Genomic DNA, 17412 nt, shown 5'->3' with positions numbered 1-17412 from the left:
CTCAGACCTGACGCCGCCCGGCTGCCGTGGCCATGGTGATGACCTCGTTCGCAATCTCTGCGTACACCTCCGGCGTGTAGTGGAAGGCGGCCAGACCCCAGCGGTGCTCGGGGTCTGCTTGGGGAGCAGCGCTCGACACGGAGCGCAGCCCCAGTGTTTCGAGGTGTGTGTGATACCTGGGATACAGAGCGTTCGCCTGTTCCGGGATGATGCCCATCGATCCCGGCACCGCGCTCCCATCGCTACTAGTGACGGCCCAAGGGGTGGTCACCAGCAGCGTGCGCTCCAACAGCCCAGATGTCCGCAGCCAGCTAACAAAGCGATCCGCCGCATGGGACCAAGCATGGAAGTGCTCATCGCTACCAAGCGGCAGCACTCTTCCGCACTCCAGAGCGCCGGACAGACCATCATTGGTGACGACGTCAATGCTCTTTGTCACGTAGCTGCCATCGTGCATTCTCACGACACCGTGCCGCTCGTCGCACAGGTCGATCAGGAGCACGTCCACGCTATCCGCAACCTCTTGGAGGCGATCGGTGAGGTCCCCTGCAAAGTCCCCCTCCACCTGCTTCTGCTGAAACTGGTTGGCAAAGGGCACCCCGGGCGGTAGATGGTGCGTGGCGTCGCTGCCCCAGGACAACAGCGATTGACGCGCCACGTAGCACTGCAGTTCGTGACCGGCAGGGTCCATGCAGGCCACCGTGTCACGCGAAACACAGCTCCCGGCCACTGCCAGACGCGTTCTCGCATCCGATCGCTGAGTTTCGTCCATACCCGCCTCCACAAATCACAGTATTAGCCGTGTTCCGGGTCTGTCCCGCAACCCTGAGCCATCCATCCTAGATATGATCCCCTACAGATCCCCCGAACCTCCCCCCGATCGGAGCAGCCTGGTGCTGAAACGTGACGACATCTGGCACCACCCCGCGCTCAAGGATGAAGTAGTGGTGTGCGCTCCCGAGGAGCGCTCCAAAGGTCTCCTTGGCTTGGTCAATTCGGCGTCACTGGTGGTCGACTCTGTCGCCGACATTCCTGCCGGAGCTGGTGGAGTGATCCTGTTGGACAGCCGCCCCCACGCCCTGAACGAATTGGTCCGCGAGTCCATCCAGCATGGCTTCCCCAGCGCTGACGCGCGGCTGTTGCTGGTCTTCTCGACCGAGGACCTGAGCATCTTCGCCTCCTTGGCTGAGGGCGCAGCAGCCAAGGAACTCACGATCACCAGCTTCGGGGTGGAGGATCGCTCGGTCACCGTTGAAGTCGCTCCCAGCCTGCCTCAGGACGAATCCGCTGAGGACATGATTCGCATGCTGAAGCTCGGCATGCTGACTGCCTCCCCTATCGCACGGACCGGCCCCGACAGTGACGAGATTCCACTTCTCAGGGCACGTCTGGCCAGCGCCTTGGAGCTGCTTGGCGAGTACGCCTCACAAGCTCCCTCGGCAGAGGCTCCCACTGAAACCGCACCCGTGTCGGCACCGGAACTCGCCGAGCTCCAAGGCCGCATCACAACGTTGAACGTCAAGTTGGCTGCTCTCCAGCGCAAGTATGACGCCCTGGCGGGATCTCGCCTCGGACGCATCACGCTCGCCAACTGGGAACGAAAGAAGGCTCACTGACATGGAATCGCGTGTGGATAGCCAGGAGTACGCCCGCCGGTTGGTCCTTTCGCCTGATGACCTCAAGGCCGAAATCGATGCCCTGCGGGGCGCCGGACCGGCCCAGGAAGCCATCGACCCGACCGCCAATGGTGTTTCCGTCATCATGCCGACCTATCAAGGCGCGGGGCGTATCGCCGTCGCGCTGGAATCCTTGGCGAGCCAGAGCCTCGACAGGTCCCGCTACGAGGTGATCGTCGTGCCCAACGGCGAGGACGATGGCACGCTGGCCCTACTTGCGTCCCTCGGCCCCGAGCTGGACATGGATCTGAGGGTCCTGCGGTCGTCCCGGGCAAGCGCTGGCGAGGCGCGCAACCTCGGGCTGGCGGCCGCCCGGATGAGTCATGTCACCTTCGTCGACGACGACGACACGGTGGAGCCGCGCTTCTTGGAAGAGCTCATGCTCGCGGTCGAAGGCGGTGACATTGCCCTGGCCCCCATCGTCAATGTCACGCCCGATGGCGACATTGACCCGAACAATTCCCTCGGCACACGAATCGATGCCCTCCTCGGCAAGCGGGTGCTGGCTCGCGAGATCCCGTGGGCCCTCGGCTTCAACGCCTGCAAGCTCGTCCCCATCGAGCTGGCACGCAAGGCCAGCTACCGGACCGACCTGCGCAGCGGTGAAGACCTCGTCTACTTCGCGCACCTGCTCACCGAACCTGGCATTCACATCACTGCAGTGCGCCCCGGGCCGGACAGGGCCTACCTCCGGCAGCTCCGCGACGACTCGATCTCACGCCGCACCGGCACCTTCGAGTTCCTAGTGGAAGAGCGCCTTGCGTGCATCAAGGACCTTGAGGCCACCCAGCGGGCCGCCTCGAAGCAGGATGCCGCCGCGATCACCCAGCTGATCAAGGCCCAGCAGGGGTTCATTGCTCGATATGCCGAAGCGAACGAGGGGGGACGGGATGAGATCCTGCGTCGGGTGCCCATTGAGGATCACCGTCACCTCCCCTGGGCGAAGCTGAACAGTGGCATGGCTCGTGATCTTGCGATCGCCTACTGCTTCATGCCCTTCTCCGACACTTCCGGTGTCGTCGCGGGCAAGGCAATCGCGGAACGCGAGCGGATCGTTGACGTGATCTCGAATGACATGTCGAAGATCCGTCGGGTAGACGAATCGCTGCGCATGTTGTCCGATCCGTGGGTGGATCAGCACGTCGTGGTCCAGGCGCCCCCGTCCTTCGCGGACTGGAACAACATCTCCGACTTCGCAGCGAAGGCTCTCGACAAGGCGGAGAAGCTCGACGCCACCAAGGGTCCGTACGAGACCATGTACAGCCGCGCCCTCTGGGCCGGGTCCCACGTTGCCGCGGCCCTGTTCAAGCTGCGCCATTGGAACGTGGTGTGGACGGCCGAGTTCTCCGATCCGCTGCGCAGGGATGCGGCCGGCCTGCCTCGAAAGGCAGCCCTGGTCGACAACGACGTCTCGGAACGTCTGCGACAGGGCATCGCTGGCAAGGGCTTCGCCCACCTGCCCATCGAGTCCAGCTTCGACTTGATCGAGGCAGCCACGATGGTGCTCGCGGACGACCTCCTGTTCACAAACCAGAACCAGCTCGACTACATGCTGTCCTTGTACAAGGACCAAGACTTCAAGGCGATGGTGCTCAAGAAGGCACGTGTCCGTCCGCATCCCACGCCAGCTCCTGAGCTGTACCACGTGTCCCCCACCTCATATGAGGTGCCCGATGGCGTGGTGAACATCGCCTACTTTGGCAGCTTCTACCCGAATCGTGGGATCGGTGAGGTGATGACGGCCCTCCAGAACTCGTCTTCTGAGGTGCGTCGCAAGGTGCGGTTCCACATTTTCTGCAACAACCCGAAGCTCGTCAAGGAACAGATCGCCGAGCAACATCTCAGCGCCAACGTCTACGTGAACCCGTACTTGGACTATTTGGAGTTCCTGAACGCGGCCACTCTGTTCGACGTTCTCCTGGTGAACGATGTCATCCGTGACGTCAACCTTCCCATCAACCCCTTCCTCCCCTCCAAGCTGAGTGACTACAGCAGCGCTGGTGGAAAGGTGTGGGCTCTGGTGGACGATGGGTCACCCATGACGCAACGGGAGGATATTGATTTCCTCACACCCGGCGGCGACACACCGAAGATCCGCGAGTCTTTGGCGCAAATCGCCTACGCCACTTCCCCGATGAGCAATCTCTGATGCCTCGAGTGACCGAGATCGGCCCTTACGAGGATGAACTGGGGAACAGAATCATCGGAAGCCCCTCAAAGACCATGCCCGGAAGCTCAATCAATTTCAATTCTACAAATTGTGTCATCCGGTTCGAACAAGGAGTCACCTGGTCGGGAGGAGTTCAGTTCCACCAACCCAATGGCCGGATCTCCATCGGACAGCGAAGCTGTTTTAGAGGGGCAATCGCCGTGGGCCGGGACTGCACGGTCACGATTGGTGAGCTCCTCAGCGTGACGTCAAATTTGGAGATCGTTACAGAGGATGGCGTCTCAGTTGACATCGGAGATGACTGTCTATTCGCAAAGAACGTGGCGTTGCGCGCCTATGACAATCACCCAATTTATGACCTGGAGAGTGGGGAGCGCATTAATTTCAGTCGCCCCATCAAAATCGGGGACCACGTGTGGATCGGCGCAGGCGCAACGGTGATGGGAGGCAGCACCATCGGCGGGGGAGCAATCATCGGAACCATGTCCGTAGTGACTGCGTCGCATCCCATTGACGTCCACGCATTGGCCGTCGGAGTCCCAGCGACAGTGCGTCGGAGAGGCGTAGCTTGGGTGAAGCCAGGCAATCCTCCGGCGCCTACGCTGCCGCACCGAGAGTCATATCCTAGATTCATCTGACTACAGCCAGCCAAGTTCAGGATCCCAAGAAGCAATCCCCCACTGAACAGGGCAACCGAAGGGTTAAAAGGACGGATTCCAGTATGACGAGGGTAAATGGTACAGAAGGCGAAAGAACCTCTTCGATTGACCGAACTCACAGTGCTCTCACCGTGACCGGAGTCGGCACTGGGCGTCCTCGCATGGGTTCGCGCCCCACGGCCGACTTCCGCCCCGTAGCATTAATCGGAGTCATCGCCACGCCCCAAGGCGTATGCCAGTCAACACTTGACACTGCCCTGCAGGGTGAATTGGCGTCAGCCACGCTGGAAGATGCCCTTCTGTGGACGGGCGAGTGGTTCGGCATGTTCCAGTCCTCCGACCAGCAGGCGGTCGTCTTCGCCAGCGACTTCTTCGGCTACTGCCCCGTCAATTGGGCCTTCCGCGGAGGCGGATCACAGGGCAAGGTTCACGTCTCCAGCTCCCTGAGAGGTCTGGCGAAGAGCCTCACCGATGACGGCGACGTCCCCGCCATCGACTGGAGCACCGCGATCCCCTCCTTGGTCACCAACGCCACGATCTTCACCCAGCGTTCCTCGCCCCTGTCGGTACGTGCGGGGGCGCAGACCCTCCGTCCGGACCAGTTCCTCCTGGTGACCCAAGAGGGTGTGGAGCTGTGCACGCGCCCCTTCTTCCAGGACCCTCATGGCCGTTCATTCGAACAGCTGATCGCCGCTGGCACCGAGCGCGCCACGGCCACCCTTCGGTCTGCGGCACGCGGAGACCTGTCCGGCTTCACGTTGGGTCTCTCAGGTGGCAAGGACTCACGCGCAGTCTTGGCGCTTGCCATCGCCGCAGGCCTCGAGAGGCAACTCGAGATCTATTCGGCCGACCCGCGGAGCGCCCCTCCGGGGCCAAGTCGGGAAGTCATCGCGCGCGATCTACCTCTCGCCGCAACGATGGTGGACCACTATGCTCTGCGCTGGCAGTCAGCCAACGAAACTCCGCAGCGCCCCGTCACCTTCCAGGAGTCGCTGTCGTTGTGGCAGGACTATCGCGGGGGTCAGAGCTACGAGTTCCGCGCCCCCGCCCGCGTCGGAGTTCCCAGCACATCTCCAACGCTCAGCCTCCACGGCGGTGGCGGCGAGCTCTATCGCAGCCACTACGGTCACCTACACCATGACTCCTACCCAGGATGGGCTGCCGGCAACCTGAATACCCGGCAGGGCATCCGAACTGATCTCGAACGACTGTTCACGACTCTTGTCCCTCGCGCTGCTGTCCAGGAAAGTCACTACGCCGCCGCCCAGCAAGCGTTCGTCAATGCCATCGACTACGGCCTTGGCGAGGATGTCGAATCGACCCTTGACCGCTATTACGCCATGCACCGAAATCGTTCACACTTCGGCACCATCCAACTCGCGGCAGCGACTGGAAATCTCATGGTCTATCCCCTGGCTCAGCCCGAGTTCTTCTGGGCCAATCAACTCTTGGAGCGCAGCGATCAGGAGACGGGACGACTCTTGTTCGCACTCATCGAGCAGAGTGCCCCGGACTTGAACGTCCTGCCTTTCGAGGCACACCCTTGGCCCACTGAATGGCTGGCGGAATCACGCGGCGACGTCACGGTCTGGACCGACGCGAAGCGCGAGCGTGGCTTGATTTCGTGGGAAGACCAGAACCAACGCAACAGGCAGAAGCCGTTGCAGGTCCTGGAGACCGGCGGCCAACCGTGGAAGACCGTTCCCGAGGCGCAGGCGACCATCAACGAGAACATGGACCTGCTCATGGTCCACCCACAGACGCGGGACGTCGCAAAGCTGCTGGCGCCCTCCATTGCCGTGGCTCAGGACAGCAGCCCGTCGTCGACGGTGACCTATGCAGCACGCACCGCCACCATCGTCGACGCGCTCGGGATCTCCGAGAGCGTGAAGGTCGACAAGCGCACTATCAGCCTTGCCGCGAGCGTCTCTCAGGACGCGTGGCAACCGCAGCCGGGTGCCTACGCGGCAGTGCTCTCGAAGGCCACGGTCGGCCCAGCTCATCTGCACGTCACATCCACTGACGGACGGCTGGCCATCGCCGTCGATGGTGTCGAGGGACCGGCCGAGTACGCCTTCTACATCCACCACGAGAACCAGCGCGTGTTGACTCGTTGGTACGAACAGGACGCGACGATGGTCCACCCCCAGGAAGGCAATCTCGCGCCCGGACGGTGGCGTGTGACGGCATACATTCGCCGTCCGGACTTCCCCTGGAGCTCGCGTGTCCTCACCTCGGAGGACCTCGCCGTGTGAAGGGAGGCCGGTGGGCCATCCGTCCCGTCAGCCGGTGATGGCTGCCGCCACTAGGTCACGTAGCTCAATGAACTCCTGCATGGACTTCATCTCTGGACCGAGCAGGTGTCCGGCGTGCATCGAGAGCTCGATTGGCACGTCCAGCACGATGTGCCCAGGACGCGCCCCCATCACAATGACGCGGTCACCGAGGAAGACTGCTTCCTCGACGGAGTGCGTGATGAAGAACACTGTCTTGTGCGTCTCCCGCTGCAGTGCCAAGAGGTCTGCCTGAAGCCTTTCGCGGGTCAGGGCGTCCAAGGCCCCGAACGGCTCATCCATGAGGATGATCTCCGGAGAGTTGGCCAGCACTCTGGCGATCTGCGCCCGCTGTTGCATGCCACCCGAGAGTTCATACGGTTTGGCGTCGCAGAAGCTGCCGAGGCCCACCATCTCGAGATACTCACGAGCAGTTCGGGAGCGCTCCGAACGGCCGACTCCGCGCAACCGCAGACCCAGCGACACGTTCTCCTCCACCGAGAACCACGGGTAGAGGTTCGGGTGCTGGAATACGACGCCTCGCTCAGCTCCAGGACCCGTGACGTTTTTCCCCCGCACGAGAACCTCTCCGCGTGTAGGACGGAGGAATCCCGCGATTTGTTTCAGAAGGGTTGTCTTGCCGCAACCCGAGGGCCCTACGACACACAGGAACTGCCCTGCAGGAATGTCGAGGGTGGTGGGTGCCAGAGCGTGTACGGCCTCCCCTGAGTCCGAGAAGTACACGTGCTCGGATTCCTTGATCTGGATCATCGGCAAGGCTGACGTCCCAGATGCCTTCAGGCCCCACTCCTGACTCATCGGCCGCCCTCCTTCTTGCTCGGGCTGAAGGCGCGAACGCACCTGTCGGCGGAGGCAGGCACGGTCACAGAGCCTTGGTCCCTGAGGAACCCGCCGGTGCTGGTGCACAGACGGACCATCCCCCCACCGAAGTACTTCTTGGTGTTCTGCTCGTGTGCGGTCGGGTATTCGTAGCCGGGCAACAGGGTCTGGGCTTCCTCAGCTGGCACACCGAGTGCGCTGCCGATGCTCGCCGCAGCCTGGTCTGGCCTGTCCCTGATCATGGTCACTGCCCGATCCTGGAGTTGGGTCCACACTGTCATGAAGGCTGGGTTGGCGGCCGAAAACTCAGCGGTGGCCGCTTCGAGGTCGAAGGTCGGAGATCCCTGGCTGGCGGTGTCAGCGCTGGAAAGAACCACCCGTCCCTTGGCGGCAAGCTGGGACAGGACGGGGTCCCAGACCCAGGCCGCATCGATCTCGCCACTGTTCCAGGCACCGAGCATCGCATCGGGGGCCAGGTTGACCAGCGTGACAGAGTTGAGCAGACCTTGGGCGCTCAGAGCACGGATCAGTGAGTAGTGCGCGGTGGAACCGAAGGCTGCCGCGACGCGCTTGCCCTTGAGCCCATCGAGGCCAGTCACGCCCGAATCCCGGACCACCAGGGATTCGGCCTTGCCGATGATGTCATGGATCCAGACCGTCTGGATGTCCAGGTCCAGCGGTCCTGACACGGACTTGACCATCGGCGACGAGCCGATCTGGCCCATGTCGATGGCATTCGCGCCGAAGGCTTGTACGACATCCGCGCCGGAGCTCATCTTCATCCACTCGATGGTCGCGTTGGGCATGCAGGCTTCCAGCCAGCGACGGTCCTTGACCACAAGGTCACCATTGGGGACTGGCTGCCAGGCAATGCGGACCTTCGTGGTCACTGACTCGTCCACCGCAATCGGGCAGGCTTCCCTGACCTGGGCGTCTGGATGCACTGCCCTGTTGGGATCGATCATTCCACCGGAGGCAAAAAGAGTGACTACACCGACCGCCACCACCCCAGCACGTACCTTCTTCGCGGCGGCTGATCGCAAGACATCCGTGCTCATCTCATCCACCTCCCTTCCAAGGCACCAGAGCTGTCCCGACACGGGCGATGCCCCAATCGAGCGCTACTGCCACCAGACCGATGGTGATGACGCAGGCCAAGGTCAGCGGTGTCTGAAGTCGCGTGCCCGAGAAGTAAGCAAGACCCCCGATTCCGGGGATGCCGTTGTTGAGCTCGGCAGCAACGACCGTCGTCCAAGCGAACCCAACCGCCAGACGCAGGCCTTGCACGATGGACTCCAACGAATGGGGCAGCACGACATAGCGCCAGATCTGCAGACGAGTCGCGCCCATCGACTGCGCGGCTTGTAGACGTTCGGGGCTGACCGAAGAAACCCCTTGCATGGCGGAGATCGCAATCGGAGGGAAGGCGGCCAGGAACAACAGCCAGATCTTTGCCGCTGCACCAATCCCCACCCAGACGATGACAAGACCGGCATAGCCCAGAGGGGGCAGGGCTCTCACAAAATTGAGCATGGGCGACAGCGCAATCCGGAGGGGGCGCACCATTCCAAGCGCGAATCCGAATAGGAGTCCCACAACCATGGCCAGCGCGACACCGACCCCGATTCGGTTGAGCGAGACGAGTAGGTGTTCCCACAGATAGTAGTTCTGCTCACCGCAGGCGGTCTGCCCGTCGCCGATGTCACGACAGGTATTTGCTTGGAGAAATGCCTTCCCCACGCTTGCGGGCGATGGGAGGTACTGCGGCGAAACCCAGTGCGCCGCCGCAACGATCCACCAGACGGCGATGAAGAACACCAAGACACCCACCTGGAGGGTGACATCCTGGATTCCTCTTCGGCGACGCCCCCTGCTCTCCCGGTGGGCCACATCAGTAAGGTGTCGCACCTTGGAATCAACGATGGTGTGCGTGGCGGTCACTGGGTCACTCCTTCCATCGACCGAGCACGGGCTCCGCCATCTAGAAATCCCTCTGATGCCAACACATCCAGGACGCTATTGACCTCAAGCGAGAAGTCGGCCGTGAGAGGCGTGTTCGACGCCCCTGACGCTTGGATCCCCACGTACCTGCCTTGTTTGAGCGACACGATGTCGTAAAAGTAGTCGTGTGACATGCCCGGGGTCGCTAGTGCCACCATGTTGACGCCGGGAGGTGAAAAGACGAGATTCGTGAGCGCGGCACCCATGTTTCCCACCACATGTCGCGCACCGCCCAAAGTGCACATCTGGTCGTACAGGCACAGTTCCTCGGGGTAGACGACCTCGTACCCCTGCTTGACCAGGTGGGGCACGAGCTCATCTTCGTTGGTGAGCATCCGTTTCCCTGTTCTGTTGCGGCTCAGATACACCTTGCCGGACGGAGCATGATTTCGCCCTCCAGCCTCGGCAGCGAGGGGCACGAGGGATCGAAGGAAGTCGACGGCTTGGGGGTGTTTCATTGAGGGCGCTCTGGAGACCGGCCCCGGGTAGTAGGCCTCCGCGAGGTGGATCGAGTGAGTGCCCTGCACCACGATCTGGTCCTTGCCGATCCCCAGCAAATTCATGCACTGCACCATCACCCCGTGCATGGGTTCGGGAACATCATTGACCAAGACAGAAACCTCGCCCAGGTCCAGGTACTCTCCCACCCGCGCGAGCCTGGCGAAATTGTCGACCAGCCAGTGACCGTAGTTGGCGTCCCACGTCTGCTTGAGGATGATGCAGGGCTTTTCCACCGCCACACCTTGGCGCGGAGTGACGTCCTGTACGGATGTCCACCAGTCCGTATCCCCGTTGCGCTGCAGAAGCCCTCGAGTGGTCGTGTGCCACGAGTTCGCGAATGACTCCTCAACGACGGCCCCTTCTGAGGGGTGGACATTGCCATACCCGGACACGAAGCACTCTCCCAGCGCAGACAAGAACTGGGCTGGGACAAACTGCGGCTGGTAGTCGCGGTGCGCGTCGCGCGCCATACGCTCCTTAACCGGAGAACCGACGATCAAGGGCGCCTCACGCCGGTAGAACGCAGCCGGTAGCAGCTCCACCCGATGGGCCGAAGCTTGGCGTTGTGACACGGCATGCATGCGCTGATGGCGATAGACCGACTTGGAGAGCGTCACAACCTCGGAATCACTCACCACCTGCGACACCGTCCGCACCAGAAAGGCCACGGTCTCTTTGCGACCTCCATCCAGATACTCCTGGGCGAAGGAGGCCGCATCACGAACTGGCTGCCGGCAGCCACCAACCTCGTAGGAACCTCCCGGTTCAAGTGCCGGCCAGAGGGTAGCGAAACGGTCACCAAAGCCAGCGGTCTCTACATCACTCACGGACAGGATGTCGTACCCGTCCAGGACGTCATCCCAAGTACCGACAACAGGTTCATCCCCACCGCACATGCGCAGGGCTGTCCCAGAAGATGCCGCGGCAACAGGGAGTCCGTCCACGTTCCAAAGCACGCCCCCCACAGCCAGTGCCTGTTCACCAACTGTCAGATGGACGGGGACACGCGAGCACGGAGCATTCATGGCAGCGGCTTTCCAAGGGGGGTGGGATGGAACTTGGGAATGAAGGGCTGCCCTCGGCCGGGGCACCCCTGCCGAGGGCACGAAGGATCAACTGACTGCGGCCATGACCTGAGCGCTCACGTTCACGGCGTCAAACTCGATGATCTGTCCAGGCAGGAGCGGCTCGAAGTCAGCCACGCGCGTGCCCACCCCGAGCAGCTGCTCGATCGCGGCCACGGCCCGCCGGGCGGCCAGGCCGTCGCCGTAGGGATTGACGGCGTGGGCCATCTCCTCGTAGGCGATGGGGTTGTCCATCAGGCGCGCCACCTCGTTGACGATGCGCTCGGTGTCGGTGCCAATCAGGCGCACCGTGCCGGCGGTGACGGCCTCGGGACGTTCGGTGTTGTTGCGCAGCACCAGCACGGGCTTGCCCATGCTGGGGGCCTCCTCCTGGACGCCGCCCGAATCGGTCAGCACCAGGTGGGCATTCTTCTGCAGGTGGATGAACTGCACATAGTCCAGTGGCTCGATGGTGATGACATTCTCGTGCTCATTGAGCACGGGCAGCATCGCCTCGCGCACGGCCGGGTTGCGGTGCATCGGGAAGACGATGGTCGCCTCCGGGTACAGCGACGCGATCTGCCCCACGGCCGCGGCGATCGAGGCCATCGGGGCGCCCAGGTTCTCACGACGGTGCACTGTCAGGGCGATGATGCGTCGACCGGCCTCCACGGCGGCGGTGAGTCGCTCGTCGTCGAAGGTGTTGCTCATCTCCGCGGTCTCCAGCATGGCGTCGATGACGGTGTTGCCGGTCACGACGACACTGTCGGGGTTGACCCCCTCGGCCAGCAGGTTGGCCCGCGCCTCGGGCGTCGGCGAGAGGTGCAGCTTGGCCACCTGGCCGGCCAGCTTGCGGTTGGCCTCCTCGGGGAAGGGCGAATCAATGTCGCCGGAGCGCAGGCCCGCCTCCAGGTGCACGACGGGGATCTGGCGATTGAAGCCGGCAATGGCGGCCACGGCGACGGTGGTGGTGTCGCCCTGCACCACGATGGCCGACGGCTGAACCTCGGTGATCAGGGCATCCATGGCGGCAAAGACCTTGGAGGAGAGCTTGTTGAGCGACTGCCCCGCCTCGAAGAGCGCCAGGTCATGATCCGGGACGATGCCGAAGACCTCGTTCACCTGGTCCAGCATCTCGCGGTGCTGGCCGGTGACCGCGGTCACGCACTCCAGTTCGGAGGAGGACTGCATGGCCCGCACCAGCGGCGCCACCTTCACAGCCTCGGGGCGGGTTCCGTAGATCACCAGGACGCGGTGCTTCATGCCGACTGCTTTCTGCTCGGTTCCAGCTCCGACGAGTGGGGCGTCGGAGTTGTGCCCAGCCGCCCCCGCGGGCCAAGCACGCTGAGTTCCCCCGAAAACAGCGAAAAGGGTGGCGGGACTCGTCCCGACCACCCCCATTGGTCTCGATCACTATAGCGTCATACCGGCATAGAGAGACACCGAGGATGAAGTGATGCTTCGCCCAGTGGCACAGTCCCCCGCCGACATCTGCACGCGCTCATACTCCCAGACTCCCTGCCCTGACAGGAATTCCTTGCCCAAAGGACAAACGGCAGGGGGTGGCTGGATTGCTCCAACCACCCCCTGCCGGGTGCTGAGTGCGGCAACCGTCAACGGGTCACGCGCAGATCAGGCGCAAAGAGTCACTTGATGGTGACGGTGGCGCCGGCGGCCTCGAGCTGCTCCTTGGCCTTGGCGGCGGCGTCCTTGGCCACGTTCTCCAGAACGGGCTTCGGGGCACCCTCGACGAGGTCCTTGGCCTCCTTCAGACCGAGGGAGGTCAGGGCGCGCACCTCCTTGATGACCTGGATCTTCTTGTCGCCAGCGGCCTCGAGGATGACGGAAACCTCGTCCGAGCCCTCGTCGGCGGCGGCGGCGTCGCCACCGGCAGCGCCACCGGCCGCGGGAGCGGCGGCAACGGCAACCGGAGCAGCGGCGGTGACCTCGAAGGTCTCCTCGAACTGCTTCACGAACTCAGAGAGCTCGATCAGGGTCATCTCCTTGAAAGCGTCAAGGAGCTCTTCAGTGCTGAGCTTGGCCATGATGGTCCTTTCGTATTTCTGTCTGATGCAGCGTCAGTTGGCCGCGTCGGTGTTGTCAGCAGCGTCAGCTGCATCTGCCGCATCAGCGGCGGGTGCCTCCGAGGTGGCCTCGGCGGCGTCCTGGTCAGCCGCGGGCGCCGAACCGGCACCAGCGATGATCGAGGGGTCTCCCTGAGCCTTGGTCTCCAGGGCACCCAGGGCGCGAGCGGCCTGGGCGAGCGGAGCGGCAAACAGCGAAACAGCCTGCTGGGGGGCGGCCTTCATGGCGCCCGCGAGCTTCGCGAGGAGGACCTCACGCGACTCGAGATCGGCAAGCTTCTTGACCTCGTCGGCGTTCAGGACCTTTCCGTCCATCACACCGCCCTTGATGACCAGGAGGGGGTTAGCCTTTGCGAAGTCGCGCAGACCCTTCGCAACGGTGGCAACGTCACCGTTGATGAAGGCGATGGCGGTGGGTCCGGTGAGCTGCTCGTCGAGCCCCTCAATACCGGCTTCCTTGGCCGCGATCGTGGTCAGGGTGTTCTTCGCAACGGCGTAGGTGGCGTCCTCACCCAGCGACCTGCGCAGTTCCTGCAGGTTGCCGACGGTGAGTCCGCGGTACTCGGTCAGCACGGCTGCATCGGCGTTCGTGAAGCCCTGCTTCAGCTCGTCGACCGCAGCTGCCTTGTCTGGCCTCGCCATTGGGTCTCCTTCCCACTTCCTGTAGTCCGCGAGCCGCCCACGAGGAGCGACCCGCCGTATGCCAGCAACCAGGAGGGACTCGGGACATCAAAAAAGCCCCGACGCACAAGTGGCGCGGGGCAACTTCCAGACTGGACACGTGCGGGGCACGTGGTCGGGCCTGGGAATCGTACTGCGGTCACCTGCGCGGGCGCCGTTCTTGCGAGCGGCATTAAATCTCTACCAGCGGTCTTTGGCTCAGCCAAGCGTACGACACTTCACCGTCGACGCAAAATCGGGGATGACACGCCCCATCGACCGCTCCTGGCTCATCGATCCTCCCACGCCCATCGACGCACACGTCGACCCCGTCGGGGAAAACCCTGAGAGGCCCCGACACCGCGTCGCGTGACCGTCCAGGATTCAACTGTGAGCAAGTTCACACTCAACTTCTCGACGTCGAGGCAACCCCCTTGCCACTAGGCGTTCAACGGACGTTCACCCAACGCGATATCGCCCTGAGCTGATCCTTAATCAAACCTGAGAGTTGGTGAAGAAGATTCAGGGACGTAGAGTCCTGACAGTCGCCCAGTGGGGGTGGCACTCCAAGAAAGACGACCGGCTCCGCGCCCCACTGAGCGAAGCCGTACACCTAACAAGGGGGACCATGTCCACGATCCGCAGGACCGCCGCAGTCTTCGCCGCCACCGCGGCAATGGGCGTCAGCACCTTCGCCACCGCCACGCCCGCCGAGGCAGCCGTGTGCGGCAAGAAGGCCAACGTCTACTGCTCCATGAGCCACGCCAAGAAGATCAAGGGCACGGTCAAGTACGGCACCCGTGGCGCCCAGGTCAAGAACCTGCAGCTCGCGCTCACCCAGATGGGCTTCAAGGTCTCGGCCACCGGCTACTTCGGCCCCCAGACCCTCAACGCGATGCAGCGCTACCAGGACTCCCGTCTGGTCCCCCGCAGCCGCAATCTCGACGCCCGCACCCTGCGCGCCCTGCAGAGCGGCGCCGGCAACTGGGCCGCCAAGAAGGGCGTGAAGAAGGCCGCCCCCAAGCGCACTGTCACCAGCAGCATCACCGCCCCCGCCTCCAGCAAGGGCCAGCGCGCCGTCAACTTTGCCTACTCGCAGATCGGCAAGCCCTACCGCTACGGCGCCACCGGCCCCAGCAGCTACGACTGCTCCGGCCTGACCGGTGCCGCCTGGAAGGCTGCCGGCAAGAGCATCCCCCGCACCAGCCACGCCCAGCTGCGCGGCCTGAAGCGCGTCAGCAAGTCCAACCTCCAGCCCGGCGACATCGTCGGCTTCTACGGTGGCGGCCACGTGGGCATCTACGTCGGCAACGGCTACGTGATCCACGCTCCCCGCACTGGCCAGAACGTCAAGAAGGTCAAGATGAGCACCATGGGCTTCTACAGCGCGGTGCGCCCCGCCTGATCCAGGTGGCAGCCTGATCCAGGTTCCAGACCCGGCCCATTGGGCCAAGGGCAAGGGCCCGATTCTCTCGAGGAATCGGGCCCTTGTTGGTTCCTCCTGGGGTGTAGACGCTCCCCGTGCGTCGGGCGGCGTGGGATGTGAGCACCGCCAGCCCGCGTGTGCTCTAGCACCCCGCGCGGCTTCCATCTCCCCGCGTGGGATCCACGAGCCCGCGTGGGATCCCACTCCCCATCGCAGCCCCGCGTGGGATCCAACTCCCCCATCGCAGCCCCGCGTGGGTTCCATCACCCCGCGTGCGCTCTGCCCGTCGCGAAGCCACCAAACCCACGCGCGGGGACAGTGGCCAGCCCAAACCCACGCGCCGTCAGGCGCCCAACATGCCCCGGCCTCCGCCCAAGACCTGCGGCCGCGGCACAGGGTGGCTCCTTCGCCCCGCGTGGCTTCCAACACCCCGCGTGGCTTCCAACACCCCGCGTGGCTTCCATCACCCCGCGTGCGCTCCACCCGTCGCGAAGCCACCAAACCCACGCGAGAGCACAGTGGCAAGCCCAAACCCACGCGCGACGTCGACGGAGGGCCTGTGGACGAGGAGTTGTCCACAGGCCAGTGATGATCATGAACATTTCGAGGTCCGAATGTCCACATTGGAAGCGTGAAGACCTACGCGCATCATGAGCTCATCGCCCGCGGGATGACACCCGCCGACATCCGCCGCAACCTGGCCCAGGGCACGTTGGAGAGACTGCGACGAGGGGACTACCTGGATCTCTCGCAGGGTCCCGCCCCCGAGTATGAGGAACGGCACCGTCTGCTGATCACGGCGACCTGGCCACGACTGCACTCGGGGGTCCTGAGCCACCACTCCGCAGCCGCGCTGCTGGGCCTGCCCCTGCCTCCCGACGAGCTCAATCGCGTGCACATCACCCGCCCCGGCCGGTCGGGTGGACTGGTGCGCACCACCGTGCAGGTGCACCGCGCCCCGCTCGATCGCAGCGAGATCGTCGAGGTCAATGGCTTTCCCGTCACCAGTCTTGAGCGAACGGCCGTCGATCTGGCCCGGACGCTGTCTCCCGACCGTGGGCTCGCCGTCGTTGATGCCGCCCTCCGTGCCCATGCCGACCCCGGCACCCTGCAAGACATCCTGCAGTCGCAGAAGAACATGCACGGCATGCCACGTGCGCGCGCCGTCCTTGGCCTGGGCGACGGGCGGGCCGAGAGCGCCGGGGAATCGCGCAGCCGCTGGTTCATGCACGACGCCGGGTTGCCGATGCCCACCCTTCAGCTGCCCATCCACGACGCCCACGGACGACTGCTGGGCCGTGCCGACTTCGGATGGGAGGAATTGAAGGTGCTCGGCGAGTTCGACGGACGCATCAAGTACGGACGGATCTTGAAGCCCGGGCAGGAGCTCGCCAGTGTGCTGCAGGCCGAGAAGGAACGCGAACACTCCTTCCGCGGCCGCGGCTGGTGGGTGCACCGATGGACCACCCCCGAGATGGCAGACCTCACCCGGTGGACCGCCACTCTCTGGAATGTGCTGCGGCACGGCGGCCTGCGCTGATCCCATTGTCGCTCCCGCGACTCGCCTGAATTCTGCCTGCCTGTTGAGGTTCTGCCTGCACGCGTGGGCCCCGTCTGAACGCGTGGGCCCTGTCTGAACGCGTGGGCCCTGCCTGCACGGCTTGCCAGCGCGCGTGTGTCCAGCCAACCCGCGTGGGTTCCAACTCCCCATCGCGGCGCCGCGTGGATTCCATCAGCCCGCGTGCGCTCTACCCGTCGCGAGCCCACCAAACCCATGCGCGGGCTATCTCACGAGTCCAAACCCACGCGAGGACAGGGCCCACTGCGCCCGGCCCAAGACCAGCGACCAGCTGCCAACGGCACAGGCCCCTGCCACCACCCTCGCGTGGCCTCCATCACCCCACGTGGCCTCCATTACCCCGCGTGGGTTCCAACTCCCCATCACAGCGCCGCGTGGGATCCATCACCCCGCGTGTGCTCTACCCGTCGCGAAGCCACCAAACCCACGCGAGAGCACAGTGACGAGCCCAAACCCACGCGAGAGCAGAGTGGCGGCAC

Annotated in this window: 14 protein-coding genes; 6 read left to right on the top strand and 8 right to left on the bottom strand. The window is 63.9% G+C overall.

Going from position 1 to position 17412, the window contains the following annotated elements:
• Nucleotide 1 precedes the first annotated feature (1 nt).
• Nucleotides 2-772: a DUF6270 domain-containing protein gene (locus tag ACTQ49_RS03495; RefSeq protein WP_441826452.1), complete on the bottom strand. Its 771-nt coding sequence runs from the start codon at nt 770-772 to the stop codon at nt 2-4.
• Nucleotides 773-893: 121 nt separating this feature from the next.
• On the opposite strand from ACTQ49_RS03495, the gene ACTQ49_RS03490 reads away from it, so the two are divergent.
• The 4 genes from ACTQ49_RS03490 (at nt 894) to ACTQ49_RS03475 (ending at nt 6760) form a co-directional block, all read left to right on the top strand.
• Entirely contained in the window at nt 894-1616 is a 723-nt protein-coding gene (locus ACTQ49_RS03490) for a hypothetical protein (RefSeq protein WP_441826451.1), read from the top strand.
• A 1-nt stretch (nt 1617) separates the two neighbouring features.
• Complete coding sequence (locus tag ACTQ49_RS03485) at nt 1618-3825, top strand: glycosyltransferase (protein WP_441826450.1); 2208 nt, start codon at nt 1618-1620, stop codon at nt 3823-3825.
• The gene (locus tag ACTQ49_RS03480; protein WP_441826449.1) at nt 3825-4484 is read left to right on the top strand and encodes an acyltransferase; all 660 of its coding nucleotides are present in this window, start codon (nt 3825-3827) and stop codon (nt 4482-4484) included. The genes ACTQ49_RS03485 and ACTQ49_RS03480 overlap by 1 nt, the downstream gene beginning before the upstream one ends.
• Before the next feature lie 539 nt (nt 4485-5023).
• Nucleotides 5024-6760, top strand: coding sequence for a hypothetical protein (locus tag ACTQ49_RS03475; RefSeq protein WP_441826448.1), 1737 nt, complete (start codon nt 5024-5026; stop codon nt 6758-6760).
• Between the two features lie 27 nt (nt 6761-6787).
• On the opposite strand, the gene ACTQ49_RS03470 is transcribed toward ACTQ49_RS03475, so the two are convergent.
• The 7 genes from ACTQ49_RS03470 to rplJ form a co-directional block, all read right to left on the bottom strand.
• Nucleotides 6788-7549, bottom strand: a complete 762-nt coding sequence (locus tag ACTQ49_RS03470) for an ABC transporter ATP-binding protein (protein ID WP_441826447.1) — start codon at nt 7547-7549, stop codon at nt 6788-6790.
• Between the two features lie 44 nt (nt 7550-7593).
• Nucleotides 7594-8508: a taurine ABC transporter substrate-binding protein gene (locus ACTQ49_RS03465; protein WP_441826446.1), complete on the bottom strand. Its 915-nt coding sequence runs from the start codon at nt 8506-8508 to the stop codon at nt 7594-7596.
• Between the two features lie 169 nt (nt 8509-8677).
• Complete coding sequence (locus tag ACTQ49_RS03460) at nt 8678-9559, bottom strand: ABC transporter permease (RefSeq protein ID WP_441826445.1); 882 nt, start codon at nt 9557-9559, stop codon at nt 8678-8680.
• Nucleotides 9556-10947: a glycosyltransferase family 61 protein gene (locus ACTQ49_RS03455; protein WP_441826444.1), complete on the bottom strand. Its 1392-nt coding sequence runs from the start codon at nt 10945-10947 to the stop codon at nt 9556-9558. Before ACTQ49_RS03455 ends, ACTQ49_RS03460 begins: the two co-directional genes overlap by 4 nt.
• Before the next feature lie 285 nt (nt 10948-11232).
• Nucleotides 11233-12447: a non-hydrolyzing UDP-N-acetylglucosamine 2-epimerase gene (gene wecB, locus ACTQ49_RS03450; RefSeq protein ID WP_441826443.1), complete on the bottom strand. Its 1215-nt coding sequence runs from the start codon at nt 12445-12447 to the stop codon at nt 11233-11235.
• A gap of 383 nt (nt 12448-12830) precedes the next feature.
• Nucleotides 12831-13229: a 50S ribosomal protein L7/L12 gene (gene rplL, locus ACTQ49_RS03445; protein WP_441826442.1), complete on the bottom strand. Its 399-nt coding sequence runs from the start codon at nt 13227-13229 to the stop codon at nt 12831-12833.
• A 33-nt stretch (nt 13230-13262) separates the two neighbouring features.
• On the bottom strand, nt 13263-13910 hold the full coding sequence (gene rplJ / locus ACTQ49_RS03440; RefSeq protein ID WP_441826441.1) for a 50S ribosomal protein L10: 648 nt from the start codon (nt 13908-13910) through the stop codon (nt 13263-13265).
• 646 nt (nt 13911-14556) lie between these two features.
• Between rplJ and ACTQ49_RS03435 the strand changes: the two genes are divergently transcribed.
• Nucleotides 14557-15333, top strand: a complete 777-nt coding sequence (locus ACTQ49_RS03435; RefSeq protein ID WP_441826440.1) for a C40 family peptidase — start codon at nt 14557-14559, stop codon at nt 15331-15333.
• A gap of 652 nt (nt 15334-15985) precedes the next feature.
• Nucleotides 15986-16894: a type IV toxin-antitoxin system AbiEi family antitoxin domain-containing protein gene (locus ACTQ49_RS03430; RefSeq protein WP_441826439.1), complete on the top strand. Its 909-nt coding sequence runs from the start codon at nt 15986-15988 to the stop codon at nt 16892-16894.
• Nucleotides 16895-17412: the final 518 nt, after the last annotated feature.

Origin of the sequence: Luteococcus sp. Sow4_B9 (assembly GCF_052116585.1) — a bacterium.
GTDB lineage: Bacteria > Actinomycetota > Actinomycetes > Propionibacteriales > Propionibacteriaceae > Luteococcus.
The sequence above is the reverse complement of the archived record's forward strand: the minus strand, read 5'-3'. Positions and strand labels throughout refer to the sequence as shown.